The organism is Pseudomonas sp. TAA207 (assembly GCF_001529285.1).
GTDB lineage: Bacteria > Pseudomonadota > Gammaproteobacteria > Pseudomonadales > Pseudomonadaceae > Aquipseudomonas > Aquipseudomonas weihenstephanensis.
This window is the reverse complement of sequence record NZ_LLWJ01000069.1, coordinates 184,343-200,708: the sequence shown is the minus strand read 5'-3', so window position 1 is coordinate 200,708 and position 16,366 is coordinate 184,343. Positions and strand designations below refer to the sequence as shown.

Annotated in this window: 16 protein-coding genes; 11 read left to right on the top strand and 5 right to left on the bottom strand. The window is 59.6% G+C overall.

The genetic code is table 11. The features are described 5' to 3' along the window. Positions 1-25: 25 nt before the first annotated feature. From asd to AP059_RS16510, 3 genes are read right to left on the bottom strand one after another with little or no spacing between them, the layout of a single operon-like run. Positions 26-877 carry an archaetidylserine decarboxylase gene (gene asd, locus AP059_RS16520; protein ID WP_059763518.1) on the bottom strand — a complete coding sequence of 284 codons (852 nt, stop codon included), beginning with the start codon at positions 875-877 and terminating at the stop codon, positions 26-28. A 9-nt stretch (positions 878-886) separates the two neighbouring features. Continuing rightward, the gene (locus tag AP059_RS16515; RefSeq protein WP_059763516.1) at positions 887-1,714 is read right to left on the bottom strand and encodes a rhodanese-like domain-containing protein; all 828 of its coding nucleotides are present in this window, start codon (positions 1,712-1,714) and stop codon (positions 887-889) included. 43 nt (positions 1,715-1,757) lie between these two features. Continuing rightward, a complete protein-coding gene (locus tag AP059_RS16510) occupies positions 1,758-3,296 on the bottom strand; it encodes an HDOD domain-containing protein (protein WP_059763649.1) in 1,539 nt (512 codons plus the stop codon). A 165-nt stretch (positions 3,297-3,461) separates the two neighbouring features. Here AP059_RS16510 and motA point away from each other — a divergent pair, with 165 nt between their 5' ends. Together motA and motB are read left to right on the top strand one after the other, a co-directional pair. Further along, the gene (gene motA, locus AP059_RS16505; RefSeq protein WP_048364453.1) at positions 3,462-4,313 is read left to right on the top strand and encodes a flagellar motor stator protein MotA; all 852 of its coding nucleotides are present in this window, start codon (positions 3,462-3,464) and stop codon (positions 4,311-4,313) included. Positions 4,314-4,316: 3 nt separating this feature from the next. After that, on the top strand, positions 4,317-5,309 hold the full coding sequence (gene motB, locus AP059_RS16500) for a flagellar motor protein MotB (protein WP_059763514.1): 993 nt from the start codon (positions 4,317-4,319) through the stop codon (positions 5,307-5,309). 57 nt (positions 5,310-5,366) lie between these two features. Here motB and rsgA read toward each other — a convergent pair whose 3' ends face one another. Next, entirely contained in the window at positions 5,367-6,398 is a 1,032-nt protein-coding gene (gene rsgA / locus AP059_RS16495) for a small ribosomal subunit biogenesis GTPase RsgA (RefSeq protein ID WP_048400510.1), read from the bottom strand. Between the two features lie 106 nt (positions 6,399-6,504). On the opposite strand from rsgA, the gene orn reads away from it, so the two are divergent. Together orn and AP059_RS16485 are read left to right on the top strand one after the other, a co-directional pair. Then, entirely contained in the window at positions 6,505-7,047 is a 543-nt protein-coding gene (orn, locus tag AP059_RS16490) for an oligoribonuclease (RefSeq protein ID WP_048400508.1), read from the top strand. 236 nt (positions 7,048-7,283) lie between these two features. Then, positions 7,284-7,895, top strand: a complete 612-nt coding sequence (locus AP059_RS16485) for a trimeric intracellular cation channel family protein (protein ID WP_059763512.1) — start codon at positions 7,284-7,286, stop codon at positions 7,893-7,895. Between the two features lie 36 nt (positions 7,896-7,931). Here the strand turns inward: AP059_RS16485 and queG are convergent, their stop codons facing one another. Continuing rightward, positions 7,932-8,999: a tRNA epoxyqueuosine(34) reductase QueG gene (queG, locus tag AP059_RS16480; protein WP_059763510.1), complete on the bottom strand. Its 1,068-nt coding sequence runs from the start codon at positions 8,997-8,999 to the stop codon at positions 7,932-7,934. Between the two features lie 62 nt (positions 9,000-9,061). On the opposite strand from queG, the gene AP059_RS16475 reads away from it, so the two are divergent. The 7 genes from AP059_RS16475 (at position 9,062) to hflX (ending at position 16,362) form a co-directional block, all read left to right on the top strand. Continuing rightward, positions 9,062-9,922, top strand: coding sequence for an NAD(P)H-hydrate dehydratase (locus tag AP059_RS16475; protein ID WP_059763507.1), 861 nt, complete (start codon positions 9,062-9,064; stop codon positions 9,920-9,922). Beyond that, positions 9,910-10,380 (top strand): tRNA (adenosine(37)-N6)-threonylcarbamoyltransferase complex ATPase subunit type 1 TsaE, encoded by a 471-nt coding sequence (tsaE, locus tag AP059_RS16470; RefSeq protein WP_059763505.1) that lies wholly within the window; start codon positions 9,910-9,912, stop codon positions 10,378-10,380. The genes AP059_RS16475 and tsaE overlap by 13 nt, the downstream gene beginning before the upstream one ends. Positions 10,381-10,382: 2 nt before the next feature. Further along, positions 10,383-11,807, top strand: coding sequence for an N-acetylmuramoyl-L-alanine amidase (locus tag AP059_RS16465; protein WP_203303091.1), 1,425 nt, complete (start codon positions 10,383-10,385; stop codon positions 11,805-11,807). Next, positions 11,804-13,717 carry a DNA mismatch repair endonuclease MutL gene (mutL, locus tag AP059_RS16460; protein WP_059763503.1) on the top strand — a complete coding sequence of 638 codons (1,914 nt, stop codon included), beginning with the start codon at positions 11,804-11,806 and terminating at the stop codon, positions 13,715-13,717. The genes AP059_RS16465 and mutL overlap by 4 nt, the downstream gene beginning before the upstream one ends. Further along, positions 13,717-14,697 carry a tRNA (adenosine(37)-N6)-dimethylallyltransferase MiaA gene (miaA, locus tag AP059_RS16455; RefSeq protein ID WP_048364444.1) on the top strand — a complete coding sequence of 327 codons (981 nt, stop codon included), beginning with the start codon at positions 13,717-13,719 and terminating at the stop codon, positions 14,695-14,697. The genes mutL and miaA overlap by 1 nt, the downstream gene beginning before the upstream one ends. 90 nt (positions 14,698-14,787) lie before the next feature. Continuing rightward, a complete protein-coding gene (hfq, locus tag AP059_RS16450) occupies positions 14,788-15,048 on the top strand; it encodes an RNA chaperone Hfq (protein ID WP_047273123.1) in 261 nt (86 codons plus the stop codon). 12 nt (positions 15,049-15,060) lie between these two features. Continuing rightward, positions 15,061-16,362: a ribosome rescue GTPase HflX gene (gene hflX, locus AP059_RS16445; protein WP_048400500.1), complete on the top strand. Its 1,302-nt coding sequence runs from the start codon at positions 15,061-15,063 to the stop codon at positions 16,360-16,362. The last annotated feature ends 4 nt before the right edge of the window (positions 16,363-16,366 follow it).

The following is a 16,366-nucleotide window of genomic DNA, read 5'->3' as shown; positions in this document are numbered from 1 at the left end:
CGCAGCCTGCGGCAGCGACGACCGGTTATTCGCCCAGCTTCTGGCCCATCATCACCGGCGTACCCGCCGTCAGGCCTTCGGCCCATTTCACTTGTTCTGGGCCAAACAATACGATGGCTGTCGAACCCAGTTTGAAGCGACCCAGTTCGGCCCCTTTTTCCAAGTGGATGGGTGCGCGTGCCGCTTCGTCATAACGCAAGGTTTTCAGCTCGCGCTTAGGCGGCGTCACCAGACCGGCGAATACGGTTTCAATCGATGCCACGATCATGGCGCCCACCAATACCACGGCCATCGGGCCGCGCTCGGTATCAAAAATACACACGGCACGTTCGTTACGGGCAAACAGTTCCGGCACGTTTTCGGCGGTGGTCTGGTTGACCGAAAACAGACGGCCCGGCACGTAGATCATTTCGCGCAACGTACCGGCCAGCGGCATGTGCACGCGGTGGTAATCCTTGGGCGACAGGTAAATGGTGGCAAATTCGCCGCCCATGAATTGCGCCGCAACAGCCGGGTCGCCGCCCACCAGTTCCAGCACGCTGTAGCTGTGGCCTTTGGCCTGAAACACGCGTCCGTGTTCAATCGGGCCCAACTGGCTGATGGCGCCATCGGCGGGGCTTAAAACGGCGCCGGGGGTTTGATCCAGCGGGCGGGCGCCGTCTTTCAATGCGCGGGTGAAGAAGGCATTGAAGTGCTCATACGCGGTAACGTCTTCAACCAGCGCCTGGGACATGTCCACTTGATAGCGCTTGGCGAACCAGGTGGTGAAGGCATTTTTGAACCAGCGCACACGGCACTCCGCTACGCAGCCTGCCAGGCGTGAGAGCAAGTGATGCGGCAACAGGTACTGACTCAAGAGAAACAAACGCTTTTTCATTACAGGTCCTTAATGATTGACGGGCAGCTCGACGGGGGTGTCGGGGTGGTTGCCCCATTCGCCCCAGGAGCCGGCATAGCCTTTGACGCGCGGGTAACCGAGCGCCTTGGCCACCAGATACGTAAAGCCAGAACGGTGGTGAGTCTGGCAGTGGGTAATCACTTCTTTGTCTTTGCTGATGCCCAGATCTTCGAGGATCTGCGCCATGTCCGTGCGAATTCGCAGGCTGCGGTGTGTATCCATGCCGGCGGTCCATTCAAAATTGATCGCGCCGGGAATGTGTCCACCTTTGGCCGCCAGCACCTTTTCGCCGTTGTACTCGGCCGGGCTGCGCGCGTCCCAAATTGCCAGGTCTGCGGCGCCCAAACGGCTTTGCACGTATTCGCGCGTGGCGGTTGGCTCCTCGTGCAACGTCAGGGTCACCGGGTGGTGCGCGATGGGGGGTACGTCGGTAGAGGTGCCGTAGCCCTCAGCAACCCATGCATGAATGCCACCGTCTACATAGTGGTAAGCCTTGTGCCCGATCACATCCAGCAGCCAGATGAACCGACCGGCCCAACCGCCGCCTTCATCGTCGTACACCACGTAGACCGCGTTCGGGGTGTGCCCCAACTCACCGAACAGCGCTTCAAGTGCAGTGCGCGACGGCAATAAGCCGGGCGCTGGCGGTTGGCCGAGCTGGGTGCGCTTGGGGTCGACGAAGCGAGCGCCCGGGATGTGCCCGGCCGCGTAACGCGCCTCGCTGGTCAGGTCGACAATGATCACGTTGGGCGCGTTGAGCCGTGCGTGCAGATCGCATGGCTCAATCAACAGCGGCAAGCCAGAGAAGTCAGGCATGTGAGGTCTCCAGAGCGAAAAGGGGCGAATTGTAGCGCAAGCGTTAACGCCCGCGGGTGGTAAAGCTGTTTAAGGCTTTTTCGATGCACTGCGCGGTTTTGCCAAACGCCTGCACGCTGGTTTCTGAAAACGGCCCGCCGCCTTGGTCGGCCAGTATCAGCATCACCACGCGGCCATTGTTACTGATCGAGCGCAACAACAAGTGCTCGCCGGGGAACAGGCTGCGCAGGCTGTTGGGTAAGACCGCCGAAATCTGTGCATTGTTCTCAGGTGTCAGACGAAATTGTGCCGGTTGCGTCATCAGGCGTTGCAGCACCGCACTGTTTTTGATCGGCAGGCTTAAATCGAAGGCCGCTTTGGGCAGGCCGGCAATCTGGTGCACAGACAGGGTGGTCGAGGTTTTATCGGCCATCAACAGCAGCACCCGACGCATGCCGCAGGCCGTCAGCGCATCGCGGGCGCAGGTGGTCAGGTGCATTGAGTTGGTGAAGGTGCTCGGCTCGGCCAGCAATTGCCCGCACTGTTTACGCCACACCAGCAGTGACTCGGCAGAGGGCGGCGGAGCCGGTAACAAGCCGCGGTGTACGCGGCGCATTTCCCACGGCCACAACAGCGATTCGGCCGGGTGCCACAGGTCGGGCATCGAGTGATAGCGCGCACTGCTGGCTGCGTTTTGGTGAACCTGCTGTTGCAGTTCTTCAATGGGTATTTGCAGGTACAGGCTGGTCAGGTACTGCCAGCGCAAATTGTGCGGCGTGTCCCAGGCTTGTTGCGCCGACAGTGCCAGGCCATTGGCCAGCAGCACGGTATTCGACGGCTGATTCAGCCAGCGGCGCAGTGCCGGGTCGGCGTCCAGTCGTTGTTGCTGGCGCAGGCGATGATGGTTGTCGCGGGCGATGTGCAGCACTTTGACCAGCGTGCGCTGTTCATCAGTAATCACCGCATAGCCCTGCAACACCCACTCGGGCAGCCGCCACAGCTGGGCCAGCGCGCGGCAGATTTCAAACAGGCGCACGCCGAACAGTTTCAGTTCGACCTTGCTTGCGCATTCGCCTTTGTGAATGACCCGCAGCTCCCATTCTTCAAGTTGCTCGGGATGCGTCAGCGCCATCGCCCATAACGGTGAGAGAAACAGCAGGCTGCCCCAGTAGATTTCTTGCCACAGGCGCGCCAGCCGATTACCAAACAAGCCGCTGGCTTGTTGCGCGGCGTGCTGGCTGATCAGTTGAATTTGGCGGAATGATTGTGGGATTTCTTCCCACGGCAAGGCGGGCAAGCGCTCAAGCATTTCTTGAGTGCGCGCCAGTCCCAAACGATTAATCGCCACTTCGAGGCTTTCGGCCGGCTCGCTCAAACTGCCGTGAGTGTGGTGATTGGCGTCGCGGATCAGGCTCAGCGCGAGCGCCGGGCTGTCTTGCATAAGCTCGGCAATGTCGCGCAACGAGCGGCGATTGTCGTTGATCGCCTTGCAAACGCGCTCATGACTGTCGAGCGGGATGGGCAGGCGAACGGCGTCGAGCTGCTTAACCCACGCATCGAGGGTAGAAGGGATTGGGGTCGAGCTGCTGGTTTCATTAGCCATGATGGGAGAGTGGTCATCATCCATTGTTTACACGCCCGGAGTGGGCCCAACTGGCTTTTCGCCTTTATGGCCTATAGTCTGGCGCAGTTTTGCCGATAAGGAGAAGAAGAGTTTTTTAACTCTCGAATATGACCTTGAACCCGACGCAGAAGTACCTGAATTCCTATGGCTAAAATTATCGGCATCATTGTCGTGTTCGCGAGCGTGCTCGGCGGATACGTGCTTTCCCACGGCAAGATCGGGGCGCTGATTCAGCCGTTCGAGGTCTTGATTATCGGCGGGGCGGCGTTTGGTGCCTTCCTGCAAGCCAACCCCGGCTACATGACCATGCACGTGATCAAAAAATCACTGGGCATGTTCGGCTCGCGGTTCACCCACACCTTCTACCTGGAAGTGTTGGGCCTGGTTTACGAGATTCTTAACAAGAGTCGTCGCGAAGGCATGATGGCCATCGAAGGCGACATTGAAGACGCGGCCGCCAGCCCGATCTTCGCCAAATACCCTGCTGTGCTCAAAGATGACCGGATGACGGCCTTCGTCTGCGACTACTTGCGCATCATGTCGTCGGGCAACATGGCGCCCCACGAGCTGGAAGGCTTGTTCGATATGGAGCTGTTCAGCCTCAAAGAAGAGCTGGAGCATCCCTCGCACGCCGTGACCGGCATCGCTGACGGCATGCCGGGTTTCGGTATTGTGGCGGCGGTATTGGGGATCGTGGTGACGATGGCGTCGCTGGGCGACGGTGACCAGGCCATGATCGGTGTCCACGTAGGTGCCGCTCTGGTGGGTACATTCTTCGGTATTTTGGCCGCGTACGGCTTCTTCGGTCCGCTGGCCACCTCGTTGGCCCACGATGCCAAAGAAGAACTCAACGTGTACGAGTCGATTAAAGCTTCGCTGGTGGCGTCGGCCTCCGGCATGCCGCCTTCGCTGGCCGTCGAGTTTGGCCGTAAAGTGCTGTACCCCAAGCACCGTCCAAGCTTTGCCGAGCTGGAACAAGTGGTTCGCGGTCGCTGATCCATGGAAAACAATCAGCCAATCATCATCAAGCGCGTCAAGCGCTTCGCAGCGGGCCACCACGGTGGCGCCTGGAAAATCGCCTTCGCTGACTTTGCGACGGCGATGATGGCGTTCTTTCTGGTGTTGTGGCTGATGTCCACCGCGACCCCGGAACAGAAAATCGCCATTGCCGGCTACTTCAAAGACCCGATCGGGTTTTCGGAAAGTGGCACGCCGTACATCATCGACTTGGGCGGCACGCCGACGATGGCGCCGGACAACACCCTCAACCCTGAACAAAAAATGCAGCCCCAGCCGGACAAGATCACGGTCGACACCGACCAGGTGGAAGGCATGGCTGAGCAGGTCGAGAAAGAACGCCTCGAACTGCTGCTTCAGGAGTTGCAGAACAAGGTCGAAGAAAACCCGCAGCTGCGCAAATTCAAAGATCAATTGTTGTTCGAAATCACCCCGGACGGCCTGCGTATCCAGATCATGGACGCTGAAAATCGCCCGATGTTTGACGTCGGCAGTGCGCGCCTCAAGCCTTACTTCGAAGATATTTTGCTGGCCATGGCCGACACCATCAAAGCGGTGCCGAACAAAGTCAGCATCAGCGGCCACACCGATGCCACGCCGTACACCAGCGATGCGGAGTTTGGTAACTGGGAGTTGTCGGCCAACCGCGCCAACGCGGCGCGTCGTGCACTGGTGGCGGGCAGTTATCCACAAGACCAGGTGGCGCGGATTGTGGGCTACGCGTCTTCGGTGCTGTTTGACAAGGTCAACCCGCTGAACCCGGTCAACCGCCGCATCGACATCGTGGTGCTGACGAAAAAGGCGCAGCGCGCCATCGAAGGTGAACAAGGCTCTGAACTGGCCAAGCCCGAAACGCCGACCACCCCGATTGACCCGATCACACTGCCTGCGGACCAAATCCCCCCGGCGATGCACGAAGAACGGGAAAAGCTGAACCTGTTCGACGACAAAGCGCCAGAAGCGCCGAAGCCTTAACGCTGCTTGCCCTCAGCCACTCCTCTGCCTTTGGGCGAGGAGTGGCTGAGGGGGCTTTCAGTAACTGGACTCAGGCAAGCTGGCGATGATCGAGCGGTAGCTGTTCATGCGCTGTTGCTGTACGCGGCCATCTTCGAGTGCCATCAACAAGGCACAGCCCGGCTCGCGGTCATGCTTGCAGTCGCGGAAGCGGCAGCGGCCGATCAAGTCGTTGAACTCGATAAAGCCCGCCTCAACATCGGCCCGGCTCACGTGGCCCAGGCCAAACTCGCGAATACCGGGGGAGTCGATCAAATCGCCGCCACCCGGGAAGTGGAACAGTCGCGCCGTGGTCGTGGTGTGCGTGCCCTGACCGGAGACTTCGGACAGCGGCCCGACGCGCAGGTTGACCTCTGGCAGCAAGCTGTTGACCAGCGACGATTTACCGACGCCCGACTGACCCACAAACACGCTGATATGACCGTCCAGCTGGGCTTGCAACTGTTGCATGCCGTCGCCGTGATGGGCTGACACTTCCAGCACGGGATAGCCCAGTTGACGATAAACCCCCAACAGCGCGTTCAGCGCGGGAGCGTTTTGGTCGTCGATCAGGTCGGCCTTGTTGAGCAACAGCAACGGACGGATACCCGCGTGCTCGGCGGCGACCAGGTAGCGGTCGATCAGGTTGGCATGCGGCTCGGGCATGGGCGCGAACACAATCACGATCATGTCGACGTTAGCGGCCACCGGCTTGAGCTGGCCGCGGCTGTCTGGGCGACACAGTTCGGTTTTGCGTGGCAGTTGGGCGACGATAACGCCGATACCCTGATTGCCCGCGCGCCAAACAACAGTGTCACCCGTGACCAGCGCTGGCAGGTTGGCGCGCAAATGGCACCGGAACATCTGACCTTTGAGCTCACCTTCTTGGGCTTCGACTTCGACCTGCACACCGAAGTGCGCGATCACCAGCCCGAGTTGCTCAGGGCCCAGATCGCCCCCTTCGAGCGCTTCGACGGCACTGGATTCGCGTTTGGCGGCGCGGGCAGCGCGCTCGCCCTGGATCTTTTCGATGCGCCAGTTTTGGCGACGGTTGAGCTGGCGTTTGGCCATGGGTGTTCCGTGTTGATAAAACGATAAGGAAGGTAAAACGCTGGCGAGTTTAGCACGAGGGCTGCACGCCTAAGCTAAACTGCGCGACTAAGCCCAGGAGCCTTCTATGCAAAACCCACAGAATTTGATTTGGATCGACCTGGAAATGACCGGTCTGGACCCAGATAACGACGTCATTATCGAAATGGCCACCATCGTCACCGACAGCAACCTCAACACCCTGGCTGAAGGTCCGGTCATTGCCATCCACCACAGCGACGCCGTACTGGCGCGCATGGACGAGTGGAACACCCGCACCCACGGCGGCAGCGGCCTGACCCAGCGCGTCAAAGACAGCACCACCAGCATGGCCGAGGCCGAGGCGCAGACCCTCGCCTTTCTGGAACAATGGGTGCCAAAAGGCAAATCCCCCATCTGCGGTAACAGCATCTGCCAGGATCGTCGCTTCCTGTACACCCACATGAAAGCCCTTGAAAGCTACTTCCACTACCGCAACCTCGACGTTTCGACGCTTAAAGAACTGGTCGCCCGCTGGGCACCTGAAGTGCGCGACAGCCTGGTGAAAAAAGGCACGCACCTGGCACTGGACGACATCCGTGAGTCAATTGCCGAGTTGCAGCACTACCGTAAGCATTTCATCAAGTTTTGATGATGTCAGCGCACTGTCTTAGCCGCTGGCGAAGGCTGCGTTCGGCGACACAGTCGTCGTGAAGTCAGGCATCGGGGTGTATCAGGCGCACCCTGGACTCAGGGTTTACGATGGCTTCGCAATCGGACGTAGCCTTCGTCTACTGCTACGGGGTCGGTGCAAACCTTCTTCGCCGCCCCCTTTTGGTGCTCGCGCCAACTGAGTAGACTGCGCGCCTTATTGCAAGGATCGCCGCCATGTTGCTGATGCTCTATTTAGTTGCCATTACTGCGGAAGCCATGACCGGGGCGCTGTCTGCCGGGCGTCGGGGCATGGACTGGTTTGGTGTGGTGCTGATTGCGTGCGTCACGGCGCTGGGCGGCGGTTCGGTGCGCGACATGCTGCTGGGGCATTACCCGCTGACGTGGGTCAAACACCCGGAATACCTGGTGCTCACGACATTTGCAGCATTGGTGACGATCTTTATCGCCCCCTTGATGCGCCATTTGCGCTCGCTGTTTTTGGTGCTCGATGCGCTGGGGTTGGTGGCGTTCACCCTGATTGGCTGCATGACCGCGCTGGAAATGGGCCAGGGCATGCTCGTGGCCTCGGTCAGTGGCGTGATCACCGGCGTGTTCGGCGGTATCCTGCGCGATATCTTCTGTAACGACATCCCGTTGATCTTTCGCCGTGAGCTGTACGCCAGCGTCTCGTTTGCGGCCGCGTGGTGTTTTTTGCTGTGTACCTACCTGGACATGCCCAACGATCAGGCGATTTTCGTGACGTTGTTCGGTGGCCTGCTGCTGCGCTTGCTGGCCATTCGCTTCAATTGGGAAATGCCCAAGTTTGTCTACAACGACGAGCATTAAGCACGGTTGCGCAGGCGCCGGGGTGAAACGGGGTGGTCAGGCCCGATCTGCGTGTTGTTGCAGCGCCCATTCCACATGTTCCTGCACCAGCTCTGAGGGGTACTCACGTCGTGCTTTTAGCGCTTCCAGCACCGGAATGCTCGACGGTGCATTGCCCAGGCCCACGGCCAGGTTACGTAACCAGCGCTCATAGCCCGCTCGACGCAATGGCGACCCTTCGGTACTGCTCAGGAACGTGTCTTCGTCCCACATAAACAGTTCGGCCAGCTCGGCGTTGTCCAGATTGTGCCGTGGTTTGAAGTCGCCTTCGCCCGTGGTGCGGGCAAAACGGTTCCACGGGCATACGATCTGGCAGTCATCGCAGCCAAACACCCGATTGCCGATCATTGAGCGCAGTTCCACCGGGATCGCACTTTTAAGTTCGATGGTCAGGTACGAAATACAGCGTCGCGCATCCAGCACATACGGCCCCACGAAGGCATTGGTCGGGCAAATATCCAGGCACGCGGTACAACGCCCGCAGTGCTCGGTGTCGTGGGGCGGGTCTTCGGGCAGCGGCAAGTCGACAAACAGTTCGCTCAAAAAGAAGTAACTGCCCGCTTTGCGATTGAGGACTAAGGTGTTCTTGCCGATCCAGCCTAAACCGGCCTTTTGTGCGATGGCCTTTTCCAGCACCGGAGCACTGTCGACAAACGCCCGGAAGCCAAACGGGCCAATCTCGGCCTGAATACGATCTGCCAGTTGCTGCACGCGTTTGCGGATCAGCTTGTGATAATCGCGGCCCAGTGCATAACGCGACACGTAGGCTTTTTCGGGTTGTGCCAAGAGCTGCGCCATGTGCGTGTCGCCAGGCAGGTAGTCCATGCGCAGCGAGACCACGCGCAACGTGCCGGGTACCAGCTCTTCAGGATGCGAACGTTTGCTGCCGTGGGCGCCCATGTATTCCATTTCGCCGTGGTAGCCCGCCGCGAGCCAGCGTTCGAGATGTTGCTCGTGTTCTCCCAGGTCGAGGCCAGCAATGGCGACTTGTTGAAAGCCCAGCTCGCGGCCCCATTCCTTGATGGATTGAGCGAGAACGGGAAGGTCGACAGTATTAGCAGGCATGAGGCAAGGGAAACCGGAGCTGAGATGCGTATAATTCTGCCAGACATCGGAGCCCGACACGTATGCCGCAGACCAAACACCTGTTACCCGAACCTCATGTCCTGCGCGCAGAGACACTGGCGCGCCTGCCTGCGCGTGCGCCAGACGCTCACAAAGGCCAGTTTGGGCATGTGCTGCTGATTGGCGGCGACCGGGGATTTGGCGGCTCGATCATGTTGAGCGCTCAAGCCGCATTACGCTGTGGCGCCGGGCTGGTGTCACTGGCCACGCGCCCAGAACACGTGCCTGGCGCCTTGACCCGCTTGCCTGAAGTGATGACGTTGGGTGTGTCGTCTGCCAATCAACTGATGGGCGTGTTGGCCCACGCGTCGGTGTTGGTGGCCGGTCCCGGTTTGGGGCAGGCGCCGTGGGGCCGCAGTTTGTTGTCTGCGGCGGCGCAGGCAAAAATCCTACAGGTTTGGGATGCTGATGCGCTGAATCTGTTGTCCAACGCTGGCCTTGAATTGGCTCGCGGCTCGGTAATCACCCCGCACCCCGGCGAAGCCGCACGGTTGCTGGGCATCAGCACCGAGCAGGTGCAGGCCGATCGCCCTGCTGCGGCGCGGGCTCTGGTTAAAAAATACTCAGTTGTTTGCGTCCTTAAAGGAGCGGGCAGTTTGATTGCCGGGGTCGATGGCGAGTTGGCCATCTGCAACCACGGGCATCCGGCAATGGCCACCGCCGGGCTAGGTGATGTGTTGGCGGGCGTGCTTGGCGCGCTGCTGGCACAAGGCATGAGCGCGTTTGATGCGGCATGCCTGGCGGTGTGGCTACATGCCCGCGCCGGTGAGCAACAAGGCATTCTGGGCCGTGGGCTGGCGGCCAGTGATTTGATACCAGCCATTCGTCAGTTGTTGGAGGAACACGCACCGTGCACGAAATAACACTGCAACTGGCCGATGAAGAGGCAATGACCGCCTTTGGCGCGCGTTTGGCCACTGTCACCCAAGGCCACGGCCTGATTTTTCTGGATGGCAACCTCGGGATGGGCAAAACCACCTTGTCGCGCGGCTTGATTCGCGGGCTTGGGCACACCGGGGCGGTAAAAAGTCCGACCTTCACGTTGGTCGAACCGTACGAGATTGGCGATATACGCGCGTTCCATTTCGACCTGTACCGCTTGGTCGATCCCGAAGAGCTGGAGTACATGGGTATTCGTGACTACTTCGATGAAGACGCCCTGTGTCTGATCGAGTGGCCCGAAAAGGGTGCAGGCGTTTTGCCAAAGCCCGACCTGACCATTACCATTACCCCGCATAACACCGGGCGTTTGCTGAAGCTGACGCCCCAAGGTTCTCGTGGCGAGTCTTGGTGTGCCGCTTTGGCACCGGAATACAAATAATGATGGGGTTTGGTATGCGCTTTCGCGCGTTAGTCAGTGTGGTGGGTGTGTTGCTCAGTGTCATGGCCGTCAATGCCGTGGCCGCGACCCAGGTAAAAAGTGTGCGTTTGTGGCGTGCTCCGGACAACACCCGTTTGGTGTTTGACCTCACAGGTCCCGTGCAGCACAGCGTATTCACCCTGACGTCGCCAGATCGGCTGGTGATTGATATCAACGGTGCAACCCTGGCAGGCGCGTTGAACGTGCCGATGGCCAACACGCCGATCACCAGCTTGCGTTCTGCGCAACGCACGCCCACCGATTTGCGCGTGGTCATCGACCTGAAAAAACCGGTGACCCCGAAGAGCTTTGTGCTGGCGCCGAACGCGCAGTACGGCAATCGCCTTGTGGTCGACCTGTATGACCAGGGTGTTGATCTGGCGCCAAGCCTGCCCGCGACCAACGTGGCAAAAGTCCCGGTGGTGCCGGTCACCCCGGCGCAGCCTGATGTGAAACTGCCGCCGATCCCGAGTGGCAAGCGCAGCGTGGTCGTGGTAATTGACGCTGGCCACGGTGGTGAAGACCCCGGTGCATCCGGCTCTGCGGGCCAGCGTGAAAAAGACGTGGTGCTGGCGATTGCCAAAGAGTTGCAACGCCAAATCAACGGCATGAAAGGCTTTAAAGCTGAGCTGACCCGTACAGGCGACTACTTTATTCCGTTGCGCGGTCGTACCGAAATCGCCCGTAAAAAGGGCGCCGACCTGTTTGTGTCGATCCACGCTGACGCGGCACCGTCCAAGGCCGCTTTTGGTGCCTCGGTGTTTGCGTTGTCTGAACGCGGCGCAACCTCTGAAACAGCGCGTTGGCTGGCGGACAGTGAAAACCGTTCTGACTTGATCGGCGGTGCCGGCAACGTCAGCCTCGATGACAAGGACCGCATGCTGGCGGGTGTGCTGCTCGACCTGTCGATGACCGCGTCGCTGACCTCAAGCCTGAACGTGGGCCAAAAAGTGCTGACCAACATCGGCCGCGTCACGCCGCTGCACAAGCAGCGCGTAGAGCAAGCCGGGTTTATGGTGCTGAAATCGCCGGACATCCCGTCGATTCTGGTCGAAACCGGGTTTATCTCTAACGCCAACGAAGCGTCGAAACTGGCTTCCTCCAACCACCAGCAGGCGCTGGCGCGTTCGATCAGCAGCGGCGTGCGGCAGTTCTTCCAGCAGAACCCGCCACCGGGCACTTACATCGCCTGGTTGCGCGACACCGGCAAAATTGCCCAGGGCGCGCGCGAACACCGCGTGCTACCCGGTGAAACGCTGGCCATGATTGCCGTGCGTTATCAAGTGGGCGTGGCGACGTTGCGCTCCAGCAACAGCCTGAAAAGCGATGAGTTGAAAATCGGCCAGACCCTCAACATTCCGGCCAGTGAGTTGGTGTCCAAGCAATGAGTGACGGTGAGTTGAACGCCAATACACGCATTGAACTGCTCAGCCCGCGTCTGGCTAACCAGATTGCAGCAGGCGAAGTGGTTGAGCGTCCGGCCTCGGTGATAAAAGAGTTGCTGGAAAACAGCCTCGACTCGGGCGCCAAGCGTATTGATGTGGACGTGGAGCAGGCGGGCATCAAATTGTTGCGCGTGCGCGACGATGGTAGCGGTATCTCAAGTGACGACTTGCCGCTGGCGCTGGCGCGTCACGCCACCAGCAAGATCCGTGATCTTGAAGACCTCGAGCGGGTGATGAGCCTCGGTTTTCGCGGAGAAGCGCTGGCCTCCATCAGTTCGGTGGCACGCCTGACCCTGACCTCGCGCACCCGTGGCGCCGATCAGGCCTGGCAGGTCGAAACTGAGGGTCGCGACATGGCGCCCAGGGTTCAGCCTGCCGCACACCCGGTCGGGACCTCGGTGGAGGTGCGCGACCTGTTTTTCAACACCCCGGCGCGGCGCAAGTTTCTTAAAACCGAAAAAACCGAATTCGATCACCTGCAAGAAGTGATCAAGCGTTTGGCGTTGGCGCGTTTCGACGTGGCGTTCAACCTGCGCCACAACGGCAAAACCATCCTCAACCTGCATGAAGCACGTGACGACACCGCTCGCGCACGGCGTGTGGCGGCGGTGTGCGGCTCGGCCTTTTTGGAGCAGGCGCTGCCGATTGAGGTTGAACGCAACGGCCTGCATTTGTGGGGTTGGGTCGGCTTGCCGACGTTCTCGCGCAGCCAGGCCGACTTGCAGTACTTCTATGTGAACGGCCGTGCCGTGCGCGACAAACTGGTGGCGCATGCGGTGCGTCAGGCGTACCGCGACGTGCTGTTCAACGGTCGGCATCCGACGTTTGTGCTGTTTTTTGAAGTCGACCCTGCGGTGGTCGACGTCAACGTTCACCCGACCAAGCACGAAGTGCGTTTTCGTGACGGACGCATGGTGCATGACTTTTTGTACGGCACCTTGCACCGTGCGTTGGGTGATGTGCGCCCCGAAGACCAGTTGGCCGCCCCGGCGCCTGTGCCGGGGGCCGAGCGTGCGAGCGGTCTGGATGCGGGTGAGTTTGGCCCGCAAGGCGAAATGCGCCTGGCCGCCCATGCGCTGGAACAGCAGCAAGCCGCGCCGATGCCGCACGTTGCCGGTTCAGGTGCGGGGGCGGGTTATCAGTATCAATATCGCCCTCAGCCTTCAGCACCTGCTGTGCCCGCCGAAGAAGCCCGCAATGCCTACCGCGAATTCTTTGCACCGTTGCCTGAAGCCAATGCCGCGCCGCTACCGGACGGGCAGGGTGATATCCCCCCGTTAGGCTTTGCGTTGGCGCAGCTCAAGGGCATTTATATCCTTGCGGAAAACGCCCAAGGGCTGGTGCTGGTCGATATGCACGCCGCGCACGAGCGCATCATGTACGAGCGGCTGAAAATCGCTATGGCCAGTGAAGGGCTGAGCGGGCAGCCATTGCTGGTGCCGGAGTCGATTGCGGTCAGTCAGCGTGAAGCCGACTGTGCCGAAGAACACGCCGAGTGGTTCCAGCGCCTGGGCTTCGAGTTGCAACGCCTTGGCCCCGAAACCCTGGCCATCCGCCAAATCCCGGCGTTGCTCAAGCAGGCCGAGGCGCAGCGTCTGGTACACGACGTGCTGGCTGATCTGATGGAATACGGCACCAGTGACCGGATTCAGGCCCACCTCAACGAGCTGCTTGGGACCATGGCATGCCACGGTGCCATTCGGGCCAACCGCCGCTTGGCGATCCCTGAAATGAACGGCTTGTTGCGTGACATGGAAAACACCGAGCGCAGTGGTCAGTGCAATCATGGTCGTCCCACCTGGACCCAAATGGGCCTGGACGACTTGGACAAACTCTTTTTGCGCGGTCGCTGATGACAGGTTCCAACGCTTTACCCCCCGCCATTTTCTTGATGGGCCCCACGGCTGCCGGCAAAACCGACTTGGCCATCGAGCTGAGCAAGGTATTGCCGTGTGAGCTGATCAGCGTCGATTCGGCGCTGGTCTATCGCGGCATGGACATTGGCACCGCCAAGCCCTCGCGCGACATTTTGGCTAAACATCCGCACCAGTTGATCGACATCCTCGACCCGGCTCAAAGCTATTCGGCGGCTGACTTTCGTACCGATGCACTCAAGGCGATGGCCGAGATCACCGCGCGCGGCAATATTCCGCTGCTGGTGGGCGGCACCATGTTGTATTACAAGGCCCTGACTGACGGTCTGGCTGACATGCCCGCCGCCGATCCAGAGGTGCGGGCGCAGCTTGAAGAAGAGGCTCAGCGCCTGGGCTGGCAAGCCTTGCACGAGCAGTTGGCAGCGATTGATCCCGAGTCGGCCGCGCGCATTCACCCCAACGATCCGCAGCGTTTGACGCGGGCGCTGGAGGTTTATCGGGTCAGCGGTTTGAGCATGACAGCCCATCGCTTGAAACAATCTGAACAATCTACTAAAGCAGCGGCTTCAGGCTCCAGTCAATTGCCCTATACTGTCGCGAATCTGGCCATCGCCCCGGCGAATCGTCAGGTACTGCATGAGCGAATTGCACAAAGATTCGGGCAAATGCTGGAACAGGGGTTCATTGATGAGGTCCTAGCCCTGCGGACTAGAAGTGACCTTCATGCGGGGTTGCCGTCTATACGTGCAGTGGGCTATCGACAAGTCTGGGACTACCTTGACGGCAAGCTGTCACAGGCCGAGATGAAGGAGCGCGGCATCATTGCCACGCGCCAATTGGCCAAGCGACAGTTCACCTGGTTGCGCGGTTGGGATGACCTGCATTGGCTTGACAGCCTGGCCTGCGACAATCTGCCACGAGCCTTGAAATACCTGGGATCGGTCTCCATATTGAGCTGAGTCTCCAGAAATGCCGTCTATCCTATGGGTGTGGCGTCATCGACCCTCTACATTTTGTTTCTATTTTTTATCCTTACAGGAGTGCGGCATATGTCAAAAGGGCATTCGCTACAAGACCCTTACTTGAATACTTTGCGTAAAGAGAAGGTTGGCGTTTCCATCTACCTGGTCAACGGGATCAAGCTGCAGGGGACTATCGAGTCTTTCGACCAGTTCGTGATTCTGCTGAAAAACACCGTCAGCCAAATGGTTTACAAACACGCTATCTCGACAGTCGTTCCTGTACGTCCAATTCGTCTGCCAAGCGCAGCAGAATCGGAACAGGCAGACGCTGAACCAGGTAACGCTTGATAGGAGTCTGCTTTGTTCTTTGAGCGCCACGGTGGTGGTGAGCGAGCGATCCTCGTTCACTTGGAAGGTCAGGACCCTGAGGCGCGCGAAGATCCGCAGGAGTTCCAGGAGTTAGCTGTATCGGCCGGCGCCGAGACCGTCGCGTTTTTTAACGTGCCGCGTCATCGGCCATCGGCCAAGTACTTGATTGGCACTGGCAAGGTCGAAGAGTTACGCGACCTGGTCAAGGCCGAGAAGGTCGACATCGTGATTTTCAATCACGTCCTCACGCCCAGTCAGGAGCGAAACCTCGAACGTGTTTTCGAGTGTCGCGTGCTTGACCGTACCGGGCTGATTCTCGACATCTTTGCTCAACGCGCCCGTACCCATGAAGGCAAGCTCCAGGTTGAACTGGCCCAGCTTGACCACATGAGCACGCGTCTTGTGCGCGGCTGGACCCACCTTGAGCGTCAAGGCGGTGGCATTGGTAGTCGTGGGCCGGGTGAAACCCAGCTCGAAACCGACCGTCGCCTGCTGCGTGTGCGCATGAGCCAGATCAAGGCCCGTCTGAAAAAAGTCCGCAGTCAACGCGAGCAGTCACGTAGAGGGCGCCAACGCGCCGACATTCCTACGGTGTCGCTGGTGGGCTATACCAACGCCGGGAAATCCACGCTGTTCAATGCGGTCACCGGCTCTGAAGTGTTCGCCGCTGACCAATTGTTCGCCACGCTTGACCCCACCTTGCGCCGTCTTGATCTGGCCGACCTGGGGCCCATCGTACTGGCCGACACCGTGGGCTTTATTCGTCACTTGCCGCACAAGCTAGTTGAGGCTTTCCGGTCTACGCTCGAAGAGTCGAGCAATTCGGACTTGTTGCTGCATGTTATTGATGCACACGAACCGGAGCGCATGGCGCAGATCGAGCAGGTGATGGTGGTTTTGGGCGAGATTGGCGCTCAGGACTTGCCGATCCTTGAGGTCTACAACAAAATCGATTTGCTTGAAGCGGTTGAGCCGCAGATCCAGCGTGATGCCGATGGCAAACCGCAGCGGGTCTGGTTGTCGGCCCGTGACGGTGCAGGGCTGGAGCTGCTGGAACAGGCCATCGCCGAGTTGTTGGGCAACGATTTGTTCGTCGCCACCTTGCGCTTGCCGCAGCGATTTGCTCGACTGCGTGCGCAATTCTTCGAATTGGGTGCAGTGCAAAAAGAAGCACATGACGATGAAGGGGTCTGCCTGCTGGACGTTCGCCTGCCGCGAGCCGAGCTTAATCGCCTGGTCAGCCGCGAAGGGTTGGAGCCAGCAGCGTTCATCGAAGAACACACTTTGCAATAAAAGC